Raw genomic sequence first — 20,580 nt, 5'->3', positions numbered from 1 at the left:
CCTTTCTAAAATAGTAACTTTCAGGAATATTTTCTTTGAATCTATTTAATACCAGATGAAACTACTTCATTTTCAAAATAGACTGGTTGACCCGACATAGAAGATTTATAGATTGCCAAAATTACCTTTACAGCATTAAACCCAGCTTCTAAAGAAACATAAGGATCTTTGTTTTCCTTAATAGATTCAACAAAATTTTCCACAATTTGCTTGTGACCATTTCCATACACACTTAAAGGCATAGCTTTATTACTTTCAATCATCTCCTGTTCTTCTTTTTCAAAGGATTCAGAAAAACGCCATCTCTCTATCTGATTAGCTGCATTTCCACCAATAGAAACAGTACCACACTCACCAAATAAGTTTATATTTGCACCAATATCAACTGGATATATAGTTCCTGTTCCATCCACAACTGCAATGGATCCGCTTTCAAATTCCAAAATAGCAGTACCTACATCTTCCATTTCTATTTCCCTGAGACGTGTTACTGCCCTTCCGAAAACACTTTTCACCGGACCCATTAACCATATTAGCAAATCAATTGTATGAATGACCTGATTCATCAAGACACCATCCAGCATTTCTTTCGTACCACGCCAATCATCTTGATTATAATAATCTTGAGTCCTAGTCCATCTGACACTAGCAGTACCATAGGAGAGTTTACCAAAACGACCTTTTAACAAAGCTTCCCTAGTTACTTGGATTGCTTCATTAAATCTATTCTGGTGAACAACAGTTGCTTTCACGTTATATTTTTTTGCTGTTTCTATAATTAAACGCGCATCCTCGAGGCTAGTGGCCATCGGTTTTTCAATAATGACGTGCTTTCCTTTCTTTATTGCCGCAATAGCCATGTCAGCATGCAAACCATTTGGTGTACAAATATTAATCACATCTATATCTTTATTTTCTAACATTTCAGTATAATTTTTATAAACGTTAGACACACGAAATTCTTTAGTTAGAGTTTTTAATTTGCCCTCTTCCAAATCACATATTGCGGTTAATAATGAACCCTTTGTTTCATAAACGGCCGCCGCATGCACCTTTCCTACCCGACCACAACCAACAATTCCAAATTTTATCATTCAATTCCTTCTCTCTGTCTCCTAAATAGTTAAAGAGTATAATTCATTATACAATACGAACATTTTATTTAGTTCAATCTAACAGCTATTAGGCAACAAATAACAAAAAGTTATATAAAAAAAACAATTTGAAACAATTCTTTTTTTTTCTTCCAATATAATTGGTCATTCTTTGGTAGAATAAACTCCTTTATCCCCTTCCGTTAGATTTGTTTAAGTTTAGAAGTAGAATAAAAATGGTTCGAACTTTATAGCTAAGTTATGGAACTTAAAATGTTTATACATCTATTGGAGTTTTGAGCAAAGTATAAACTTTTTTAGGGTTGGACTAAATTATGCACCCGGTTCCTATGATAAAGCTCAACTTTCTTTTTTTTGATTTTTACAGCATAAACAGGACTTTAGTCTGATGTAAACGCAGATATTCTGTTATATACTGAAAACGGTTACAACACATGAGGTGAGTGTACATATACTGTTTTCAATACATTAGCCATCTCACTAGCGGTTAGTTATTGAACTTATGTACAGTATTTTTTTCAAAATAGATTGTCCCCCTATGGAGCATCCGGAAACGGGTGCTATTTTTTTGTGTTTTATAAAGACTTCTCCGATTTATTTTCTCTCAGGGAATGCCACTATTCTTTCATGCAGAGCCCCTCTGAAGCAGCATTTACCTTTTTAGTAAATATACATATTTTATTAAAAATTGCACATGTTATGAACAGAAGCACAGGCGTTGAAGTTGGACGTAGCTGTTGCTGGACTATTCACGTTTGGATTTTTTCTTATTTTTTTATTAAAAAAGATTCGAGGTGAGAAAAATCAGTATATTTAATGCTGTTTCTGATTGGGTTGATGGAAGGTACCAAAAGCGAGTAGCTAAAATGAAAGAAGAAGGCAAATGCCCTGATTGTTCAGGTCGAGGTGTTGAAATGTACGCCTATGAACACTTTTATGGAAGCTCTTTACACTGCCCTGGATGCAATGGTAGCGGACTGTTTGAAGATTGGGAGAAATAAACACCAAAGCGCCAGTCGTTCCTTGCTAGCCCCGATAGACATAAGTCAAGCCTTATTGTGATTTTTCACCACAAAAGGAGTTGTCAATGAAGCTGCTTGGACATTATTTCTTGATGGTATAAAACTGGACTCGAAAAATTTAAAGCAAAAGGATGACTGACAAAGTCATCCTTTCGACGTTATACATGTTCCGCAAACTTCTGTTTCACTTCTGTTAACACATCATCACCTGGGCGGTCCCAAATCGACTGATTAATAATCTCTACCTCGATTGGCCCTAAATAACCTGCCCTCTCAACAGCCTGGCGAATCCGGTTGATCTCAATCACACCATCCCCCATCATGCCACGACCTTTGAAGATATCCGGAACAGGTAAAATCCAATCAGAAACATGAAATCCCAATATCTTCCCAGTTGCACGAGTAATTTGATTATATAAATCAGGATCCCACCAGACATGAAAGACATCGACAACTACCCCAACCTGGGAGGGGTTATATTTTTCCGCCATCTGATTAGCTTGCCCTAAAGTATTGACAACAGAACGGTCTCCAGCGTACATCGGATGTAGTGGCTCAATGCCTAGCTTTACTCCATGCTGTTCGGCAAATGGAACTAGCTTTTCTATACCTTCTTCCACCCACTTCCTTGCTTGGTCAATATCCCGATCTGGGGCAGGTCCACAAACTAATACCAACGTATCTGTGCCTAATTCAGCAGCCTCTTCCACAGCACGAAAATTATCCTCTAACCGACCTTGTCTTTCCGAAGCTGTCGCAGCTGGAAACATACCGCCACGACATAGACTTGATACTTTAAGTCCAGAATCCTTTATCATCCGCGCACTTTCAGCAAGTCCGAATTCTTCTATCTTATGGCGCCATACAGAAATCCATGGAACCTCATGTCTGATACATCCCTCAATAGCCTCTTTAAGATTCCATTGTTCCGTCGTAATCTGATTTAAACTTAATCTGTCTAACGCTCCTTGGCTCATTTTATCCCTCCTGATTTATCCCTGCTAGTTCTAGGACAAGCTTCATCCGTTTTGCTGCTAATTCTGGATCAGCAAGCAGTCCTGCATCGTCTGCCATGACAAATAGATCCGCTAGATGCGTAATTGACCTAGAACCTTCTGCACCACCAATCATTCGGAAATGGTCTTGATGCCCGTTTAAATAAGCCATAAACACTACACCAGTTTTATAGGAGAATGTTGGCCTTTGGAAAATATGGCGTGATAGCGGTACTGTTTTTTCGAGTAACCGGTCATAAGTCACAAGATCACCTTGGTCAAGCGCATGTAATGCCGCAGATGCAGCAGGTGAAATTGCATCAAATATACCTAACAGTGCGTGACTATACCCTTGCGCGTCCCCCTTGATTAACGTTGGATAGTTAAAGTCATCACCTGTATACATTCGAACACTGTCAGGTAATAACCGCCGCATCTTAATCTCTTTGTTTTCATCTAATAAAGAAATCTTGATTCCATCCACTTTATCCTCATTATCCCTAATAATCTTTAAACAAACATCCATTGCAGCATCTAAATCTTCTTCATGGCCCCAATACCCCTTTAGTGCAGGGTCAAACATATCCCCAAGCCAGTGCAGAATTACTGGCTCAGAAACATTGTTTAATATTTTCCCGTAAACACGTTGATAATCTTCCGGTCCTTTCGCACAAGCGGCCAACGCACGGCTAGCCATTAAAATAATTTGACCACCTTCACTTTCCACGAATGAACACTGTTCATCATACGCAGCTTCGACATCCTCTAATGTGACATGCGCTCCTGGCACAAGCTGGTCCGTACCAACTCCACTAGCTATCTTTCCACCAACAGATTTTGCTTCTTTTACAGAACGGGAAATTAATTCCTTTGCACGGTCCCAACTTAAGCCCATACCACGTTGAGCAGTGTCCATTGCTTCTGCTACTGATAATCCAAGTGACCATAGATGGTGGCGATACTTCATCGTTGTGTCCCAATCAATCTGACCGTTCGATAGAGGATCTGTATCTGCTAACGGATCACTAACAACGTGCGCCGCCGAGAAAGCAGTTCTCTTCTCAAACGACTTGCCCTTTGGAATATCAAAGGATAATTGGTTCTTTTTTAATTGATAGTTATATAGCGTTCGATCTTTGTTTGGTAAGATAAGCGTATTAGCCAAGTCAAGTCCTCCCTTATATCTTTAGTTCCGGAACATCCAACCAGCGTCTTTCTTTCCAAGATTGAAGACCAAGGTCAGATAGTTGTGTACCTTTTGCACCTTCGAGTAAATCCCAAGGAAATGCCTCATCGGCAAATACGTGTTTTAAGAAAAGCTCCCACTGGACCTTAAAACCATTATCAAACGCTTGGTTGTCTGGCACATCTTCCCACTGTGCTTGGAAATCGTGCGGATTCGGAATGTCTGGGTTCCATGTTGGCTTTGGTGTATTCACGCGGTGCTGCGTTTTACAATCACGTAAACCTGCTACTGCACTACCTTCTGTTCCATCGACTTGAATAGTTAACAAGTCATCACGGTTAACCCTTACAGCCCAAGAAGAGTTAGCTTGAACAACAATCCCACCGTCTAATTCAAACGTTCCATATGCTGCATCGTCTGCTGTTGCTTTATATGTCCGACCATTTTCGTCGACACGCTCCGGAATATGAGTTGCACCTAAGCAAGATACCGTGCGAATCGGCCCAAATAGGTTGTCAATTACATAACGCCAGTGCGCGAACATATCAACAATAATTCCACCGCCATCTTCCGCGCGGTAATTCCAAGACGGACGCTGCCCTTCTTGCCAATCACCTTCAAAAACCCAGTAGCCAAACTCCATCCGAACGGATAAAATTTTGCCGAAAAAGCCAGAATTGATTAGACGCTTTAGTTTAAGTAAACCTGGTAAAAATAGTTTGTCTTGAACAACACCATTTTTCACGCCTTTTTCTTTTGCCAATTTCGCTAATTCTAGTGAACCTTCTAAACTAGTAGCTGTTGGTTTTTCACAATAGATGTGCTTCCCTGCCGCGATTGCTTGTTTAATACTTTCTGCTCTTCTTACTGTTGTTTGTGAATCAAAATAGATTTCATTGTAATCGTCAGCAAGTGCCTCTTCTAGATTAGTGGACCAGCGTTCTATGTTATGTGCAGATGCTAATGCTTGTAATTTATTTTCGTTTCTCCCTACCAAAATAGGATCTGGCAAAAGCAAATCGCCATTTGCAAGTTTAACTCCACCTTGATTTCTAATCGCTACAATCGAACGAATCAAGTGTTGGTTTGTCCCCATTCGTCCTGTTACACCATTCATAATAATTCCAATTTTGTGTTGTGCCATCTTTTATGTTTTCCCCTTTCGAAAGTTTGTATCTCCATCATAACGAGATAAAAAAAATCCGTCTTATTAATCTAAGAACGGATTTCTTAAAATCGGAAATAACATCAGATCTTCACTATCTATCTTTACTACACTTTATCTTTCCATAGCAAAAAGAATTGAAGTTTTCTTATACTTTATAAATAGACCGCTTGAACGTTCCAGCGGTCCTTAGCCTACTCTTCTTTATAAGCATTTCGGTATTTGTTCGGGGAAATATCGGTAGAATTTTTAAAGGTACGATAAAAAGTTGATAGTGATTCAAAGCCAACCTCAAAACAGATGGAAGCAATATCTTTATCGGTTTCCACCAACATTTTTTTAGCTAACCCTACTCGCACCTCAGTTAAATATTGTATCGGTGTCACTTGATACCTATCTTTAAAAATCGTATTCATATGTCTTGTACTCATACCTAATTTTGTCGCTAAGTCATCGGCACTGATCATCTCATAAAAATGTGTATCTATATAATTGCGCAACCGTTCTGCCCTTAGAACATTGGCATCAAATATTTCTGGCTGTTCTTGTGAGCGTGCTAATTTTAATAAAAGCTCTGATAAATAGATTTTTATCGCAACATAGTTAATTGAGTCACCGTAAGATTGTTCGTATAGCATCTGCCGAAGAATCTGCCGAAGATTACTACTATCAAATGGGTTAAGCTCGATAAATCGGGTCGTTTTAAAAAACAAATCGAGTAAATCTTGCTTAATCGACTCCTCCAAAATGTCTTTATCAAACGCGAGAACAAGAACGGTTAATTTAGAATCAGAGATAATTGAATGAGAAGTATTTGGTGTAATAACAGCTAAATTGTCTTGGCGAAAACTATAGTTTTTCCGGTTTAAATAAATAGAGCCCTCGCCTTCAAGGGCATAGAGAACCTGGTGGATATCATGATGGTGTTCATCAATTAAATCACCGTCACGATGCTTACTTTCATATAATCTTATTCCTTTGTTAGCTAAATCTACTTCTCTACTATTCACAGGCCGCCCCCCAATCCCCTAGTTCTAATTTTATCACCAGATTCGTTGCTACGACTAGTAAATATTACTATTTTTTAACCCCCCCCACACAGTGAGAGAGTTTCATCTAGTAACCAAAAAAGTGAAAGTGGGGATGAAAGATGACGATTAAGTAAGCAACAACTTTCTTATCTTTGAACAAAACCTAGCACAAGGGCCAGTGCTTTTATAAATCACCCAATTTTTCCTCTGTCAGTATCATCACATCTTTAGCTTCGATAGTAACTTTTCCAGTTAATTTTTGTCCTGATAACAGGTCGCGCATGTATTTATCCTCTAGGTCAAATGTACTAGCGTTCGTATTGTGGTTCAAGATAAACAAGAAAGACTTACCGTTTTTCTCACGTGCAGCAGTTTCCACTCCATGGTCTGCCTGAATTAAACCAGTGATTCCTTTTTCGTTACAAACAGTTGTAACAAGGTCTTGCAGGAAGTCTGCATCAGGGCTAGAAGCAACATACCAGGCACTCCCTTTGCCGAACTTATTTTTAGTTATGACAGGCATCCCCTGATAGAAATCATCCCCATACTCAGCAATTACTTCTGCACCTTCTGAGTGAATTAAATCAAATAAAATGTTACAGGAGTATTCACCAGATAGACTTCCCACGTCGTCTTTTATCACTATTTTATTTTTTTCATCAGGATGCAGGGCATCAATTTCCTCTGCCCAAATACCGAGTAATTGCCGTAATTCACCTGGATACCCACCAAGCGTGACGAGATCATTTTCATTTACAACGCCACTAAAGAAAGTCGTAATAAAAGTACCACCATTCGAAACAAATTCTTCCAACCTTCTAGCATAACCTTCCTTGACCATATAAAGGACCGGAGCAATAACAATGTCATATTTCGTTAAATCCTCTTCCACACCAATCATATCTACTTGAATATTTTGTTGATAAAATGCATCATAATATTTATGAACTTCACCAACATAATCCAGGGCGATGGTTGGTCCACTAGATAGGTTGATTGCCCAACGATTTTCCCAGTCGAAAACGATACCAACGCGGGCATTTGTTCTCGCATCTAGTAACTGGTCAGATAATTGCTCAAGCTCTTTACCTAATGCAGCCGTTTCGCGGAAAACCCTCGTATGCTCATGCCCAACATGTTCAATAACAGCGCCATGATATTTCTCCGTTGCTCCAACAGATCGTCGTAATTGAAAAAACATAACCGTATCTGCTCCACGAGCAACGGATTGATAGCTCCACAACCTCATAACTCCAGGACGCTTTAGCGAATTATACGCTTGCCAGTTTTGTTGGCTTGGCGTTTGTTCCATTAACATAAATGGTTGTCCACTTTTCAAGCCCCGCATCAAATCATGTGTCATAGCTGTTCTACTTACCGGTGTATCAATTCGCGGATAATTATCCCAAGAGACGACATCTAAATGTTTCGCCCATTCAAAGTAATCAAGGTCCAAAAACGTACCCATTAAGTTTGTTGTAATTGGTGTTTTACTATCCTGTTCTCGAATCGCATCATATTCAAGCTTGTAACAATCTAGTAAACTTTGAGACATAAATCGTCGATAGTCTAAGGATATACCTTGGAAAAAGCTAACATTTCCTGGTCTTTCCTCACTAAGTGCACTTGGTGAAACGATTTCTGTCCAGTCATAAAAGGTATGACCCCAAAACGATGTGTTCCAAGCTTTATTAACAGCTTCTAATGTACCATAGCGCTGTTGTAGCCATTCACGAAAAGCTGCTTCACACTGTTCACAATAACAATAGCCACCATATTCGTTAGAAACATGCCAAACTAGTACGGCAGGATGATCCTTGTACCGTTCTGCGAGTTTACTAGCAATTCTGCTCGAATATTTCCGGTAGGTTGGACTATTCGGGCAAGAATTATGTCTTGCACCAAATTTCCTTTTACGTCCCTCGAAGTCAACGCGTAGCACATCTGGATATTTCCTTGCCATCCAAGCAGGATGTGCTGCTGTACTCGTCGCTAAGCACGTGTATATTCCATGTTGATAAAGTCGTTCAATTTTGTCATCTAACCATTCAAAGTTATATGTAGTTTCATCCGGTTGATTCAGTGCCCAAGAAAAGACATTTAGTGTTGCAATATCAATTCCGGCCAATTTAAACATCCTTATATCCTCATCCCATGTTTGTTCATCCCACTGTTCAGGGTTGTAATCTCCCCCGTACCAAATTTTTGGTAATGACTCATTTAACATCTATTCTTCACCCTTTGTGATATAATTATATAACTATTGTATTCGTTTTCATTATCATTATATATATAAAATTTTTGTATTAAATATAATAATCTGGCAAAGATTGGAGTGCTTCGGATGAGATTAAAACGGATAATATTAACCCCACCTCAAGGAAATCCGCTCCCCATTTATGTAGAGACAATTGGCTTTAACCCTGAACAAGAGAAAATCGAACGCGAAAATGGGTATCCATACTATCACTGGCTACAAACCATTTCAGGAAAAGGGGTATTCACAATTGATGGGCAAGAGCATTTACTACCTCAAAATAGCGGAATGCTTATCCGGCCAAACGTTAGCCATTCCTACCGAGCGATTTCAAACAAATGGCAGACTGCCTATATTACCTTTAACGGTCCAATTATCGGCGAATTAATTTCATATACCGGATTGAAGTTAGATGCAATTTATCAATGGGAAAAACATAATCCAATCGAAACCATTCTGATCAGATGGATAGAAAGGATGGACCAACCTGGGGATGTATTTGGAACACAGGCATCGACAAATATTTATCAGTTTCTGCTTATGTTAAATAGTTATGCTAGGACACAAAAACCAGTAGTATCAGAAAATCTAGCAAAAATTCAACAATTAATTACGTGGATGCATAAAAATATTTCGAATCCAAACATTGGTTTAGAAGATTTTGCATCCTATTTAAAGCTATCCCCACGAAGTTTAAACGGAATGTTTCGTGAGATGTTTTCCACCTCACCCTATGCTTATTTTATCGATTTAAGGCTGCGGGTTGCCAAGCAATTATTAATAGAATCAAAACACCTGTCAGTCAAAGAAGTCGCTAATCATGTGGGATTTCGTTCACCTAGCCATTTCGTTGCAACCTTTCGTAAACTCTTCGGAATAACACCAGATCAATTCCGACAACTTCATTAAAATTAAGAAAAGCGCCTGGAGCTAGACAGCTCTTGGATCTTTTTATACTTTCTTATCTGTGAACAAAAGTGCTAGTCGCGCCTTGCTAGACAGCTCTTTGGATTTGTTTATACTTTCTTAGCTTTTAAATAAAAAGCATTGTTACATAATTTTCATCATTTAGTTGATAAATCTGTTATTTTTTGGTATATAATATGTATAAAGTCCTATTTCAAATAGCTCATACTTTTTAGTGGAGGGGCTGACTTAGATGGTTAAAGTTAAAGTTAAAAATCAACTAGAAGAGCAAATGGAAGAGCTACGTAATAAAATGTACGAAACATACAGAACAAACCAATCTAGTGATGAAGTCCTAAAAATTTCTCAACAATTAGACCAATTAATTAATCAAGCACATCGTATCGCCTATCCCAAGAATACACATAGGAAACGAGCGCTTTCCTCCTAACTAAAACTTATAGCTTACGACTCGAGGGACTAGTCCGACTTAACAGTTGGACTTTTTTCGATTATGTTTGCAACTTTTCGTCGTATCTCCATTAAATATTTCGACAATTTTAAATTTTTTTTAAGAAGTGATGAAAAAAGTTACCACTGTTCTATAGGATTTCAATAGACACCCAACAAAACTTGATGTAACAGTGATTTACCCTAAGCTAGTCATAATGGAAGAAAACAACAACCAATCTCGCTACGACATTAATTAAGCGATAACCATTCGATATAATTGATTAATCTCTTGTGTTTTCAGACAAGAAAAAAGTTAAAAATTTATTTTTTTCTGAAAAACATGTTATTATAAGTATGTCTCTTCAAATGTGTATTTAGGAAACAAACACCTAGTCCTTAAAGCGTTTTCCCCAAGTAAAATAAACCAACTATAAATCTATTAGTATGACGATGAAAGGAAGTGCGAAACATGGAGACAAAAATAGAAGAAAAAAGCACAGTCTCGTTACACCGAGATGTCGAATACTTAAGTGAGTTGCTTGATAATGTACTGCTTTATGAAGGCGGAGACAAATTACTAGAAACAGTTAACAAAATTAGAAACTTTGCTAAATCACTTAGAGAAACGCAAGATCTAGCTGTAGACACGCAAATAAAAGAAGAGATTAATAAACTTGAACCTGGATTAAGACAAAATGTAATCCGAGCTTTTTCCGTTCACCTTCATTTATTTAACATTGCTGAGCAAAATTATCGTAGTAGACGTCGCCGGGAGTACCACGCGCAGGATACGGACCTTATTCAACCAGGATCACTAGAAGATGGCATAAATAAATTACTTGAAAACAATGTAACTCCTGAGATGGTAACAACATTACTCGAAACATTATCTTTGGAGCTTATTATTACAGCTCACCCAACAGAGGCAACTAGAAGAACAATATTACAAATTCACCAACGCATTTCTGATTTGTTAAAAGCAATGGATTATGCCTTTACACGATACGAAAAGAAAGTTATTCAAGAAACGATTTCTAACGAGATAACCATTTTATGGCAAACGGCAGAAATCCGCGAGAAAAAGCCTTCTGTTATGAAAGAAGTATCCAACGGACTCTATTATTTTGATAAGGTTCTGTTTGACGTTTTACCTCGAATTCATCAGGATTTAGAGGACCTTTTATATGAAAAGTATCAACAACGATTCCATGTTCCTTCATTTTTACGATTTGGATCATGGATTGGAGGAGACCGTGACGGTAATCCGAATGTAAAGGCTACAACTACATTTGAAACATTAAAAACCCACCGCGCATTGGTGCTGAGAAAGTATAAAGAATCGTTACAAAAATTAAGAGAATTACTTAGTCATTCTGGTAAAAAGGTTAACATTAGTGAAGAACTACTTGCATCCATTGAACAAGATAAAAAGCATCTTGGTTCGTTTGCATGGAGAAAAGACGATGAAGTGTACCGTGTCAAAGTATCGATGATGATTAAGAAGCTAGATTATACTGCTGAAGATCATGAACATGGCTATGAACATGCTGCAGAACTGCTAGAGGATTTACACATTATTCGGAAAAGCTTGGAAAACCATCATCCAAAGCACAATCCGATTAAACTTCTTCGTAAAGTAATACGTCAAGTTGAATTATTTGGTTTCCATTTAGCTTCACTAGATATAAGAAATCATAGTGGTGAGCATGAATCTGCTATTGCAGAAATATTACACCTAGTCAATATTTCCGCTGATTACAAATCACTTGATGAGGACGATAAAGTTAATACGTTAATTAAAGTTCTTCAAGATCCTAGACCAATGGTTTCTATTTACGATACGTTTACTGATTCGACACAAGAAGTAATCAATACTTTTCGGATGATTAAGCGTGCTCATGATACATTTGGAGACAGAGCAATTGAAGTTTATTTAATATCGATGACGCGGTCTGTTAGTGATTTATTAGAGGTACTTGTATTGGCGAAAGAAGCTGGGCTTTATCGTGTTTATCCAGATGGCACAGTGAAGAGTAAATTACATGTTGCTCCATTATTAGAAACCATTGAGGACCTTAAAAACGGCCCGAAAATGATTAAACAGTTATTTGATATTCCGTTGTACCGTCGTCACTTAAAGGCTAGAGGCGAGTTGCAGGAAATTATGCTTGGTTATTCCGATAGTAGTAAAGATGGCGGAACACTTACAGCAAACTGGGAATTGTATAAAGCACAAGAAGATATTCATGACATCGCTTCTAAATATGGCGTAAAACTTAAATATTTCCACGGTCGTGGTGGTTCCCTTGGCCGCGGTGGTGGCCCATTAAACGCAAGCTTATTATCTCAACCCCCAGTAACGTTAGGGGATGGCGTTAAAATTACTGAGCAAGGGGAAGTTCTCTCTTCAAGATACTTGCTCCCAGATATTGCCTATCGTAGCTTAGAACAAGCTACTTCAACACTGATGACAGCTATCATGGGGATTGGCACGCAAAAAGCGAAGAAAATGCCGACCAAAGAAGCAGCCAATTTAATGAGTGAGGTATCTGAAATTGCTCTGAAAAAGTACTCTTCCCTAGTGTTTGAAGATGAAGGCTTCTTAACTTATTTTAACCAATCAACACCTTTGCATGAACTTGGTGACTTGAATATTGGTTCGCGACCAATGAAACGGAAAGGTAGTAATCGCTTCGAAGACCTTCGCGCAATTCCGTGGGTATTTTCATGGACGCAAAGTCGTCAATTACTACCAGCGTGGTATGCTGCAGGTACTGGTCTTAATGAAATTATTAAGAACAATAGTAACTTAGAGCTTCTACAACAAATGTATGAAGAATGGCCATTTTTCCAAGCTACCATCAATAATTTACAAATGGCGCTCACAAAGGCTGACCTAACAACTGCGAAAGAATATGCGAAAATGGTTACGGATGAAGCAATACAAAAGCGCATCTTTGGTCAAATAACAGAGGAGTACAATTTGACAAAAGCTGTCGTGTTGCAGATTACTAACCAAGCTGAATTAATGGATCACAAGCCAAATATTCGCGAGTCCGTTAAATTACGTAACCCATTAGTCGATCCGTTAAATTTATTCCAAGTGAAACTGGTTTCTGAATTACGTCAAGAAAACCTAAAAGATGAAGAAGATACGGACGATCTATTAAACGAAGTATTATTAACGATTAACGGGGTTGCAGCAGGACTACGCAACACTGGTTGATTTGCCTAAATAACGCAATGAAATACTTATAAAACTAACGAATCTCCGAGTACCATTTGGAGTTTCGTTAGTTTTTTTATTCAAAATTTTTATCTGAAATCATACTAAGAAGGCAATAATAATGCACAGTGCAAATCCATCTAAATGTTTAATTTTTGTCCTAGTCGAGTATGATAAAACTATGAAGGAGTGTGAATATGCATCAATTTAATGAAGTGTTTATTCAACTGTTAATTTTATTAGGTATTTCGATTACGGTAATCGGGATATCTAAACATTTAAAACAACCTTACACCATCGCACTTGTCCTAGTTGGGTTAGTCTTGGGAATTGTTGATGTCCCTTTTTCACTTGTAAACGAAGCAGCTGCTTTTGCAACACAATCCGAAGTATTTCAAGCTATTATCATATCGTTATTTCTACCTATTTTACTTGGTGATGCTACCTTAAAGTTACCTTTCCACCATTTATATGCTTATAGGAATGAAGTAGCCGGAATTGCTTTAGTCGGAACCTTCCTTTCATTTCTTGTTATTGGCTTTGCTACCTATTATATTCTGGACTTACCAATTTCTGTTGCTTTTACCTTTGCGGCATTAATGAGTGCCACTGACCCGATTAGTGTTATTTCCATTTTTAAATCTCTCGGGGTATCGCAAAAGCTTTCGACAGTTATGGAAGGTGAATCCCTGTTTAACGATGGGATTGCAGTTGTGCTATTCCAAATTTCTTCTGTTTATTTACTCACCTATCTCGAACTTGGGTGGGAGGGGTTTGGAAATGGGTTATTTATGTTCCTCAAGTTTAGTATTGGTGGCGCACTGCTTGGCGTTTTATTAGGATTTATCTTTTCTCAAATTGTAAGGCTCTATGATGACTACCCTTTTGAAATTGCTATATCGGCTTTGTTATTTTTCGGTAGTTATTTTATCGCAGAACGTATTGGCGTATCAGGTGTTATCGCAGTTGTGGCTGGAGGGTTTGTTTTTGGAGATTATGGCGGGAAAATTGGTATGTCAGAACAAACAAGGACAAATATAAATACATTCTGGGATGTAATAACGTTAATCGCTAACTCCCTCATCTTTCTATTAATAGGTCTAGAAATTAGAAATATATCGTTTGAAGGAAATTGGCATCTTATTGCATTGGCGATTTTTATTGTTTTAATCGGCAGAATCGTAGCTTTATTTATCAGTACGCTACACACTAAACAGTTAAACCAAAAAGAGAGAATCTTACTAAATTGGGGCGGGCTAAAAGGAAGTTTGTCCATAGCCCTTGCCTTAAGTTTACCTATTGAATTTGAAGGACGAGATACCGTGTTGATTCTAACCTTTTCAGTTGTTTTGTTTTCATTAATCTTCCAAGGCTTAACGATTAAACCACTCATAAAACAGTTAAACCTGTCGAACACAAGTAACGAAACATGATTAACAGACAAAGAATCGGGTGGAGAAAGGGTCCATCCGATTCTTTGTGATAGGTACTAGATCTATTCTACTGTTATGGCATCTCGTTGTGCCAATAGGCATAGTTCAGCCGCTTTAAAAGCATGTTCTTGGGTCATTGCGTTTTCCGTTCTGTTGATACAATCAAGGACAAGCTCTCCGAAGAATGGAAAGCCTACCTTGCCAGTCAAGTTGAAATACTTTTCCCCTTGTTGTGTAACGAGGAATAAGTGATTTCCAGAATTTTCTCTTCCAACATCGATGTATTTTCTAATCTCTATATACCCTTCAGTACCTAAAATTATCGTTCTTCCATCGCCCCATGTCCGCAGCCCATCAGGAGTAAACCAATCTACTCTAAAGTAATTTGTCGCACCATTTACCCCAATTAATGTTGCATCCCCAAAGTCTTCTAGTTCTGGATAATCCGGATTATTATAGTTCCCTACTTTACTAGCTTGTACTGTTGCATCTTGATTTCCTGTAAAGAATAAAAACTGTTCAATTTGATGGCTACCAATATCACAAAGAATTCCGCCATAATACTCTTTTTTAAAGAACCAATCAGGACGAGAAGGTGCATTTAATCGGTGCGGTCCAGTTCCGATCACTTGAATAACTCTTCCTATCGCACCTTCATCGATTAATTGCCCTGCAAAAATTGCACTCTCTACATGTAACCTTTCACTATAATAAACCATGTATTTTTTTCCTGTACTTTTCACTTTTTCCTTAGCTTGTGCTAATTGTTCAAGTGTTGTAAATGGTGCTTTATCAGTAAAGTAATCCTTGCCGTGGTCCATTACTCGCAAGCCCAGTTCACAACGCTTCGAAGGGATTGCAGCTGCAGCAACTAATTTCACTTCTTCATCATTTAAAATATCCTCTTCAGAATTTGCAATTTTGACTTGCGGAAACTTTTCTTTAAATTTCTTTACTTTTTCAGAATCTGGATCGTATACCCATTTTAATTGTGCACCAGCTTCTGTTAACCCATTACACATGCCAAAAATGTGGCCGTGATCTAAAGCCATCGCAGCGAAAGTAAATTCCCCTTCAGTCACTACCTTGTTTGGTTTTCCTTTTGGTGCATAATTCATACCATCTTGATTACTCATGATCATTCCCCCTCAAATCTTCCTATCCTTAATAAGTCCCTTCAACATCTAACACTGTTGCCGTTGATTCCTTAAATGTCGATGTTTTGATTCGCTTTTGGAGATGTTCCAAATAAAGTTCTTCGTTGACCGGGAATTCTACCCAATCATCTAGCCAAGTAGAAAGGTGCATCGCATTAGAGAGCTCTAACCCTTTTACCCCATCTTCCCCAGGTGCTAGTAATGCTTCCCCATCAACGATTTTCCGAACAAAATTCTGCGTAATACCTGGATGTGCTGTTTCTTTTCCTACTATCGGCACTTCCACCTTCCAACATTCTGGTGTGCCAAAACCACCTTTGTATTCGCGGTTAAACTCTGGTTCAGGCACTCGGAGGCGCCAAAAATCCATTTGACCATTCTCAATCACTACTTTTCCACGGTCACCTGCTACTTCTAATCTATTCGTACCAGGAGCTTCACCTGTAGTCGTAATAAATACTGCTGTTGCACCATTTTCGTATTCTGCATAAGCAGTTACTTCATCTTCCACTTCAATGTTACGATATTTGCCAAAGTTACAAAATGCTCGTATCCGTTTCGGCATCATTCCCGTCATCCATTGCCATAAGTCCAGGTTATGTGGGCACTGATTAATTAAAACACCGCCACCTTCACCTGCCCAGGTCGCTCGCCAGCTTCCCGAGTCATAGTAACTTTGAGAACGGTACCAATCTGTAATAATCCAATTAATTCTTCTTATTTCACCCAATTCACCAGATTGAATTAAATCTCTTAGCTTTTGGTACATCGGATTCGTTCTCTGGTTATACATTAACGAGAATACTTTCCCGCTTTTTTTAGCTGCCTCATTCATCTCCCGTACTTGTTTAGTGTAAACACCAGCAGGTTTTTCACATAATACATGTAATCCATGCGCAAACGCCTCCTTAGCAATTTCCACATGATCATAATGAGGAGTAGCAATAATTACTGCGTCCACTAGTCCCGATTCAAAAAAAGCTTTACGATCCGTGAACACTGTAACGTTATCAGGAAATTTCCCCTTCAAAACCTCACTCCTCTGCTCATCCTTTTCAAGTAAAGCAGTAAGCCTTGCCTTATCTACGCTTCCTTTCAATAAATAGTTTGCGTGGGAGCTACCCATATTTCCTACTCCAATGATACCTATCCTTACCTCATTCATCTATCAAACACCCTTTCTAAAAATCTATATAGTACTCTTATGAGAAGAGCATCATTATCCTTTCACACTACCAGCAGTGATACCTTCCACTAAATACTTCTGGAAGAATAGGAACACTAAAAGCTGTGGCAATATCGAAACCACAGACATTGCAAACATTGGACCCCATGCAGATAAAGCTGATGGATCAGTAAACATTTGAAGACCAAGCGCAACAGTATATAACTTAGTGTCATTTAGGTAAACTAATGGTGTCATAAAATCATCCCAAGTCCAATAGAAAGAGAAAATGGCTACTGTCGCTAATGCAGGTGTAGTTAAAGGGAGAATAATTCTCCAGAAAATACCGAAAGTACTTGCACCGTCCATATATGCTGCTTCATCTAATTCACGTGGAATTCCACGAATAAATTGAACCATCAAGAAAATAAAAAACGGAATACCTCCAATAAAAGATGGTACGATTAATGGTAAGTATGTGTTTACCCAACCTAATTTGTGAAATAAAATGTACTGCGGGATTAATGTTACCTGTTGCGGTAGCATCAATGTAATTAACATACAAACGAATAATGGAGTTCTAAAACGGAAATTAACACGGGCAAATCCAAAAGCAACTAAAGTTGATGAAAACAGTGTTCCTATTACTACCATTGTAGTTACAAAAGTTGAATTGAGGAAAAAGGTACCAAAGGTTAATCCTCCAAACCCTTCCCATCCAGCAGCATAATTTTCCCATTTTAAAAAGGAAGGTATTAATGATGAAGAGTTACGAAAAATTTCATTCTCAGGCTTTAAAGAACTAGCAATAGTCCAAAGTATTGGATAAATCATAAGAAATCCCAGTGCAATAATACTTGAATGATATATTACTGTTCTCGCCGATTTAGACTTTTTCATTCCTAGTTCCCTCCTTCAGATTCATAATGCACCCAATTTTTAGCCGTTTTGAAAATAAAGGCAGTGAATATCGCACAAATCAAAAGTAGAATCCAAGCAAGTGCGGATGCATAACCCATATCAAAATATGCAAAAGCTTTCTCATACAGGTAGACAGCATAAAATAGGGTCTTATCCATCGGTCCGCCTTGTGTAATTAAAAAGCTCTGGGTAAATGCCATAAAACCTTGAATCGTTTGCATTACCAGGTTAAAGAAAATTACTGGCGACAACATTGGTAGTGTTACTTTTATGAACTTTAACACTGGGCCAGCTCCATCAACTGCAGCAGCTTCATATAGTTCAGTTGGAATAGCTTTTAAACCTGCTAAAAAAATTAACATCGGAGAACCAAATTGCCAAACTACTAACAAGATTAAGGTAGATAAGGCAAAGTCCGGACTTGATATCCAGTTCATTCCTTGGATACCAAATATACCAAGGATATCGTTAATTGCACCCTCACGACCAAACAACTGCCTCCATACGACGGCGATAGCAACGCTACCACCAAGAATGGAAGGTACATAATATAGTGTTCGATATACACCTACACCACGACGTTTGGTATTGAAAAGCATTGCTACAAATAACGCAAATGCTAACTTAAGTGGGACTGAACCAAATACAAAGATAAACGTAACTTTAATTGCTTGCCAAAATCGATCATCGTTAGTAAACATGTTGATATAATTGTCAAACCCTACCCAAGTCGGTGCAGATAACAAATCATAATCTGTAAATGAAAAATATAGTGAAGCTATCATTGGTCCGACAATAAACCCCACAAAACCTATTAACCAAGGTGCAATAAAGGTAAATCCAATTAAGTCTACTCTAAACTGATTTCTCAGTTTTGCCTTTTTGTTAGTCTGTATTTTTTGATTCAAATCGACCTTAGTTTCCATATAATACCCCCCTTTTATTATAAAAAGCGAAAACGGCCAAAACTTTTTTAAAAATAACAAGCCATCTATAAAAGATGGCTTGTATTCTCTTAACTTACTTGTTTTTTGCTAGTATTTCTTCTGCCTTTTCTCTAAAAACTTTTGCTGCTTCTTCTGGGGTTACTTCCCCATAATAGATTGGCTGCTCAACTTCTGTTTCCCAAACTTTTTCTACTTCAGATGAACCAGGAGGGTTCGGCGGGTCAACTTTCTTTGAATATTCTTGTGCCATTTCTACATATTCAAACATTTTGATCCCAGCTTCATCAAGGTTTTCTTTCAATGCTTCACGTACTTTAGCTGCAATTGGAACACCACGTTCTGCATTCAAAATTTTATTAGCTTCAACACTATTTGTGAAGAAATCAATAAATTTGGCAGCTTCCTCTTGTTGTTTTGAGTCAGTTGTCACAGATAAAAATTGACCTGGTTTTAGGAAATGACCTTTCTCTCCACCCTCAACTAACGGTTGAAGGGTTAGCTCAAGTGGTCGACCAGCAGCTGATTCCAAGGCAACCAACTGGTTACTCCAAATAGCAAGAAGCATAGCTGTTTGTTCATTTACAATAGGTTGTTGCTCAATATTTGAACCTGCGTCCATAAATACATCTGGTGGTGCTGCTGCACCTGAATCTAACATATCAACAGTCTGTTGAAGGAAATTTATTAACTGCTCGTCATCATAATTTAATCCAGTACCCTCTTCATTATAGATAGATCCACCAAATTGTCTTGCAAAAATATTAAACGTTGCAATACCAACATCTGGCTGAAGACCGTAAACACCATCTAAGTTATCTGATATTTGTTGTGCAGCTGCTTTCATATCTTCGTAAGTGTAGCCTGGCTTTGGCGGTTCTACCCCAGCTTTTTCAAATAACGTTGGATCATACGCAGCCGCAAATACATTTGCCCCGATGTTTACCGCATATAAATTACCATCAATTTTACCACCATCAATATAAACATCATCTGAATCACTTAAATCTAGGATACCTGAATCTAAAAATGGATTTAAGTTTGCCAACAACTCTTTACCAGCATACTCAGATAAGTACGCATAATCCATTTGCAATATATCTGGTAAATTACCACCTGCTGCTTGTGTAGCCACTTTTTGCCAGTATCCATCCCAACCAGTGAATTCGGGATTAATAGTCACATTAGGATTTTGTTCTTCATACAAATCAATAACTTTTAACGTACGATCATGTCTATCTTGAGAACCCCACCACATCATTCGCAACTCTACCTTTTCTCCATCTGAATCTGATGAATCTGATTCACTATTTTCGGCATTATCAGTACTATTATCTGTAGCCCCCTGATCAGATCCAGCTTCTTCAGATGAGCTACATGCTACAATAGCCCCCATTACTACTAACATAACAAGCATCAACATCCATCTACTTAACTGTTTTTTCAAAACCTTTCCCTCCCCTTTAATTTTCATATATTCAACCTAATTTGTAAGCACTTACATTTTTTAGGTGAATGAAAGACCCAGTTTGAAGAAACGCCTTTAACTAATTTGAATATTTTAAATATTTTTTCAACTTACCTTGAAATAATTATAGCAAAAG

The 20,580-nt window shown here is 38.0% G+C and carries 16 protein-coding genes; 5 read left to right on the top strand and 11 right to left on the bottom strand.

What is annotated here, in order from left to right:
- Positions 1 to 41: 41 nt before the first annotated feature.
- A complete protein-coding gene (locus NC799_RS03785) occupies positions 42 to 1,094 on the bottom strand; it encodes a Gfo/Idh/MocA family protein (protein WP_272445016.1) in 1,053 nt (350 codons plus the stop codon).
- Between the two features lie 815 nt (positions 1,095 to 1,909).
- Here NC799_RS03785 and NC799_RS03780 point away from each other — a divergent pair.
- Complete coding sequence (locus NC799_RS03780; protein ID WP_272445015.1) at positions 1,910 to 2,116, top strand: methionine aminopeptidase; 207 nt, start codon at positions 1,910 to 1,912, stop codon at positions 2,114 to 2,116.
- Positions 2,117 to 2,295: 179 nt separating this feature from the next.
- On the opposite strand, the gene NC799_RS03775 is transcribed toward NC799_RS03780, so the two are convergent.
- The 5 genes from NC799_RS03775 to NC799_RS03755 all read right to left on the bottom strand — a co-directional run bounded on the left by NC799_RS03775 (position 2,296) and on the right by NC799_RS03755 (position 8,741).
- A complete protein-coding gene (locus tag NC799_RS03775) occupies positions 2,296 to 3,114 on the bottom strand; it encodes a sugar phosphate isomerase/epimerase family protein (RefSeq protein ID WP_272445014.1) in 819 nt (272 codons plus the stop codon).
- 1 nt (position 3,115) lies between these two features.
- A complete protein-coding gene (locus tag NC799_RS03770; RefSeq protein ID WP_417006663.1) occupies positions 3,116 to 4,297 on the bottom strand; it encodes a dihydrodipicolinate synthase family protein in 1,182 nt (393 codons plus the stop codon).
- Between the two features lie 13 nt (positions 4,298 to 4,310).
- A complete protein-coding gene (locus NC799_RS03765) occupies positions 4,311 to 5,462 on the bottom strand; it encodes a Gfo/Idh/MocA family protein (protein ID WP_272445013.1) in 1,152 nt (383 codons plus the stop codon).
- 215 nt (positions 5,463 to 5,677) lie between these two features.
- Complete coding sequence (locus NC799_RS03760; protein ID WP_272445011.1) at positions 5,678 to 6,493, bottom strand: helix-turn-helix domain-containing protein; 816 nt, start codon at positions 6,491 to 6,493, stop codon at positions 5,678 to 5,680.
- Positions 6,494 to 6,698: 205 nt separating this feature from the next.
- Positions 6,699 to 8,741, bottom strand: a complete 2,043-nt coding sequence (locus NC799_RS03755; RefSeq protein ID WP_272445010.1) for a beta-galactosidase — start codon at positions 8,739 to 8,741, stop codon at positions 6,699 to 6,701.
- 117 nt (positions 8,742 to 8,858) lie between these two features.
- Between NC799_RS03755 and NC799_RS03750 the strand changes: the two genes are divergently transcribed.
- The 4 genes from NC799_RS03750 (at position 8,859) to NC799_RS03735 (ending at position 14,789) form a co-directional block, all read left to right on the top strand.
- The gene (locus tag NC799_RS03750) at positions 8,859 to 9,680 is read left to right on the top strand and encodes an AraC family transcriptional regulator (protein WP_272445009.1); all 822 of its coding nucleotides are present in this window, start codon (positions 8,859 to 8,861) and stop codon (positions 9,678 to 9,680) included.
- Between the two features lie 250 nt (positions 9,681 to 9,930).
- Positions 9,931 to 10,128 carry an aspartyl-phosphate phosphatase Spo0E family protein gene (locus NC799_RS03745; protein WP_272445008.1) on the top strand — a complete coding sequence of 66 codons (198 nt, stop codon included), beginning with the start codon at positions 9,931 to 9,933 and terminating at the stop codon, positions 10,126 to 10,128.
- A gap of 471 nt (positions 10,129 to 10,599) precedes the next feature.
- Positions 10,600 to 13,356 carry a phosphoenolpyruvate carboxylase gene (gene ppc / locus NC799_RS03740; protein ID WP_272445007.1) on the top strand — a complete coding sequence of 919 codons (2,757 nt, stop codon included), beginning with the start codon at positions 10,600 to 10,602 and terminating at the stop codon, positions 13,354 to 13,356.
- 197 nt (positions 13,357 to 13,553) lie between these two features.
- Positions 13,554 to 14,789 carry a cation:proton antiporter gene (locus NC799_RS03735; RefSeq protein WP_272445006.1) on the top strand — a complete coding sequence of 412 codons (1,236 nt, stop codon included), beginning with the start codon at positions 13,554 to 13,556 and terminating at the stop codon, positions 14,787 to 14,789.
- 62 nt (positions 14,790 to 14,851) lie between these two features.
- Here NC799_RS03735 and NC799_RS03730 read toward each other — a convergent pair whose 3' ends face one another.
- The 5 genes from NC799_RS03730 to NC799_RS03710 all read right to left on the bottom strand — a co-directional run bounded on the left by NC799_RS03730 (position 14,852) and on the right by NC799_RS03710 (position 20,423).
- Entirely contained in the window at positions 14,852 to 15,925 is a 1,074-nt protein-coding gene (locus NC799_RS03730; protein ID WP_272445005.1) for a Gfo/Idh/MocA family protein, read from the bottom strand.
- Positions 15,926 to 15,953: 28 nt separating this feature from the next.
- Positions 15,954 to 17,111, bottom strand: coding sequence for a Gfo/Idh/MocA family protein (locus NC799_RS03725; protein WP_272445004.1), 1,158 nt, complete (start codon positions 17,109 to 17,111; stop codon positions 15,954 to 15,956).
- Positions 17,112 to 17,165: 54 nt separating this feature from the next.
- Entirely contained in the window at positions 17,166 to 18,011 is an 846-nt protein-coding gene (locus tag NC799_RS03720; RefSeq protein ID WP_272445003.1) for a carbohydrate ABC transporter permease, read from the bottom strand.
- Positions 18,012 to 18,013: 2 nt separating this feature from the next.
- Positions 18,014 to 18,958 (bottom strand): carbohydrate ABC transporter permease, encoded by a 945-nt coding sequence (locus tag NC799_RS03715; protein WP_272445002.1) that lies wholly within the window; start codon positions 18,956 to 18,958, stop codon positions 18,014 to 18,016.
- 94 nt (positions 18,959 to 19,052) lie between these two features.
- Positions 19,053 to 20,423: an ABC transporter substrate-binding protein gene (locus tag NC799_RS03710; RefSeq protein ID WP_272445001.1), complete on the bottom strand. Its 1,371-nt coding sequence runs from the start codon at positions 20,421 to 20,423 to the stop codon at positions 19,053 to 19,055.
- Between the last annotated feature and the right edge of the window lie 157 nt (positions 20,424 to 20,580).

It is taken from the genome of Aquibacillus salsiterrae, assembly GCF_028416595.1.
Classification (GTDB): domain Bacteria; phylum Bacillota; class Bacilli; order Bacillales; family Amphibacillaceae; genus Aquibacillus_A; species Aquibacillus_A salsiterrae.
The sequence above is the reverse complement of the archived record's forward strand: the minus strand, read 5'-3'. Positions and strand labels throughout refer to the sequence as shown.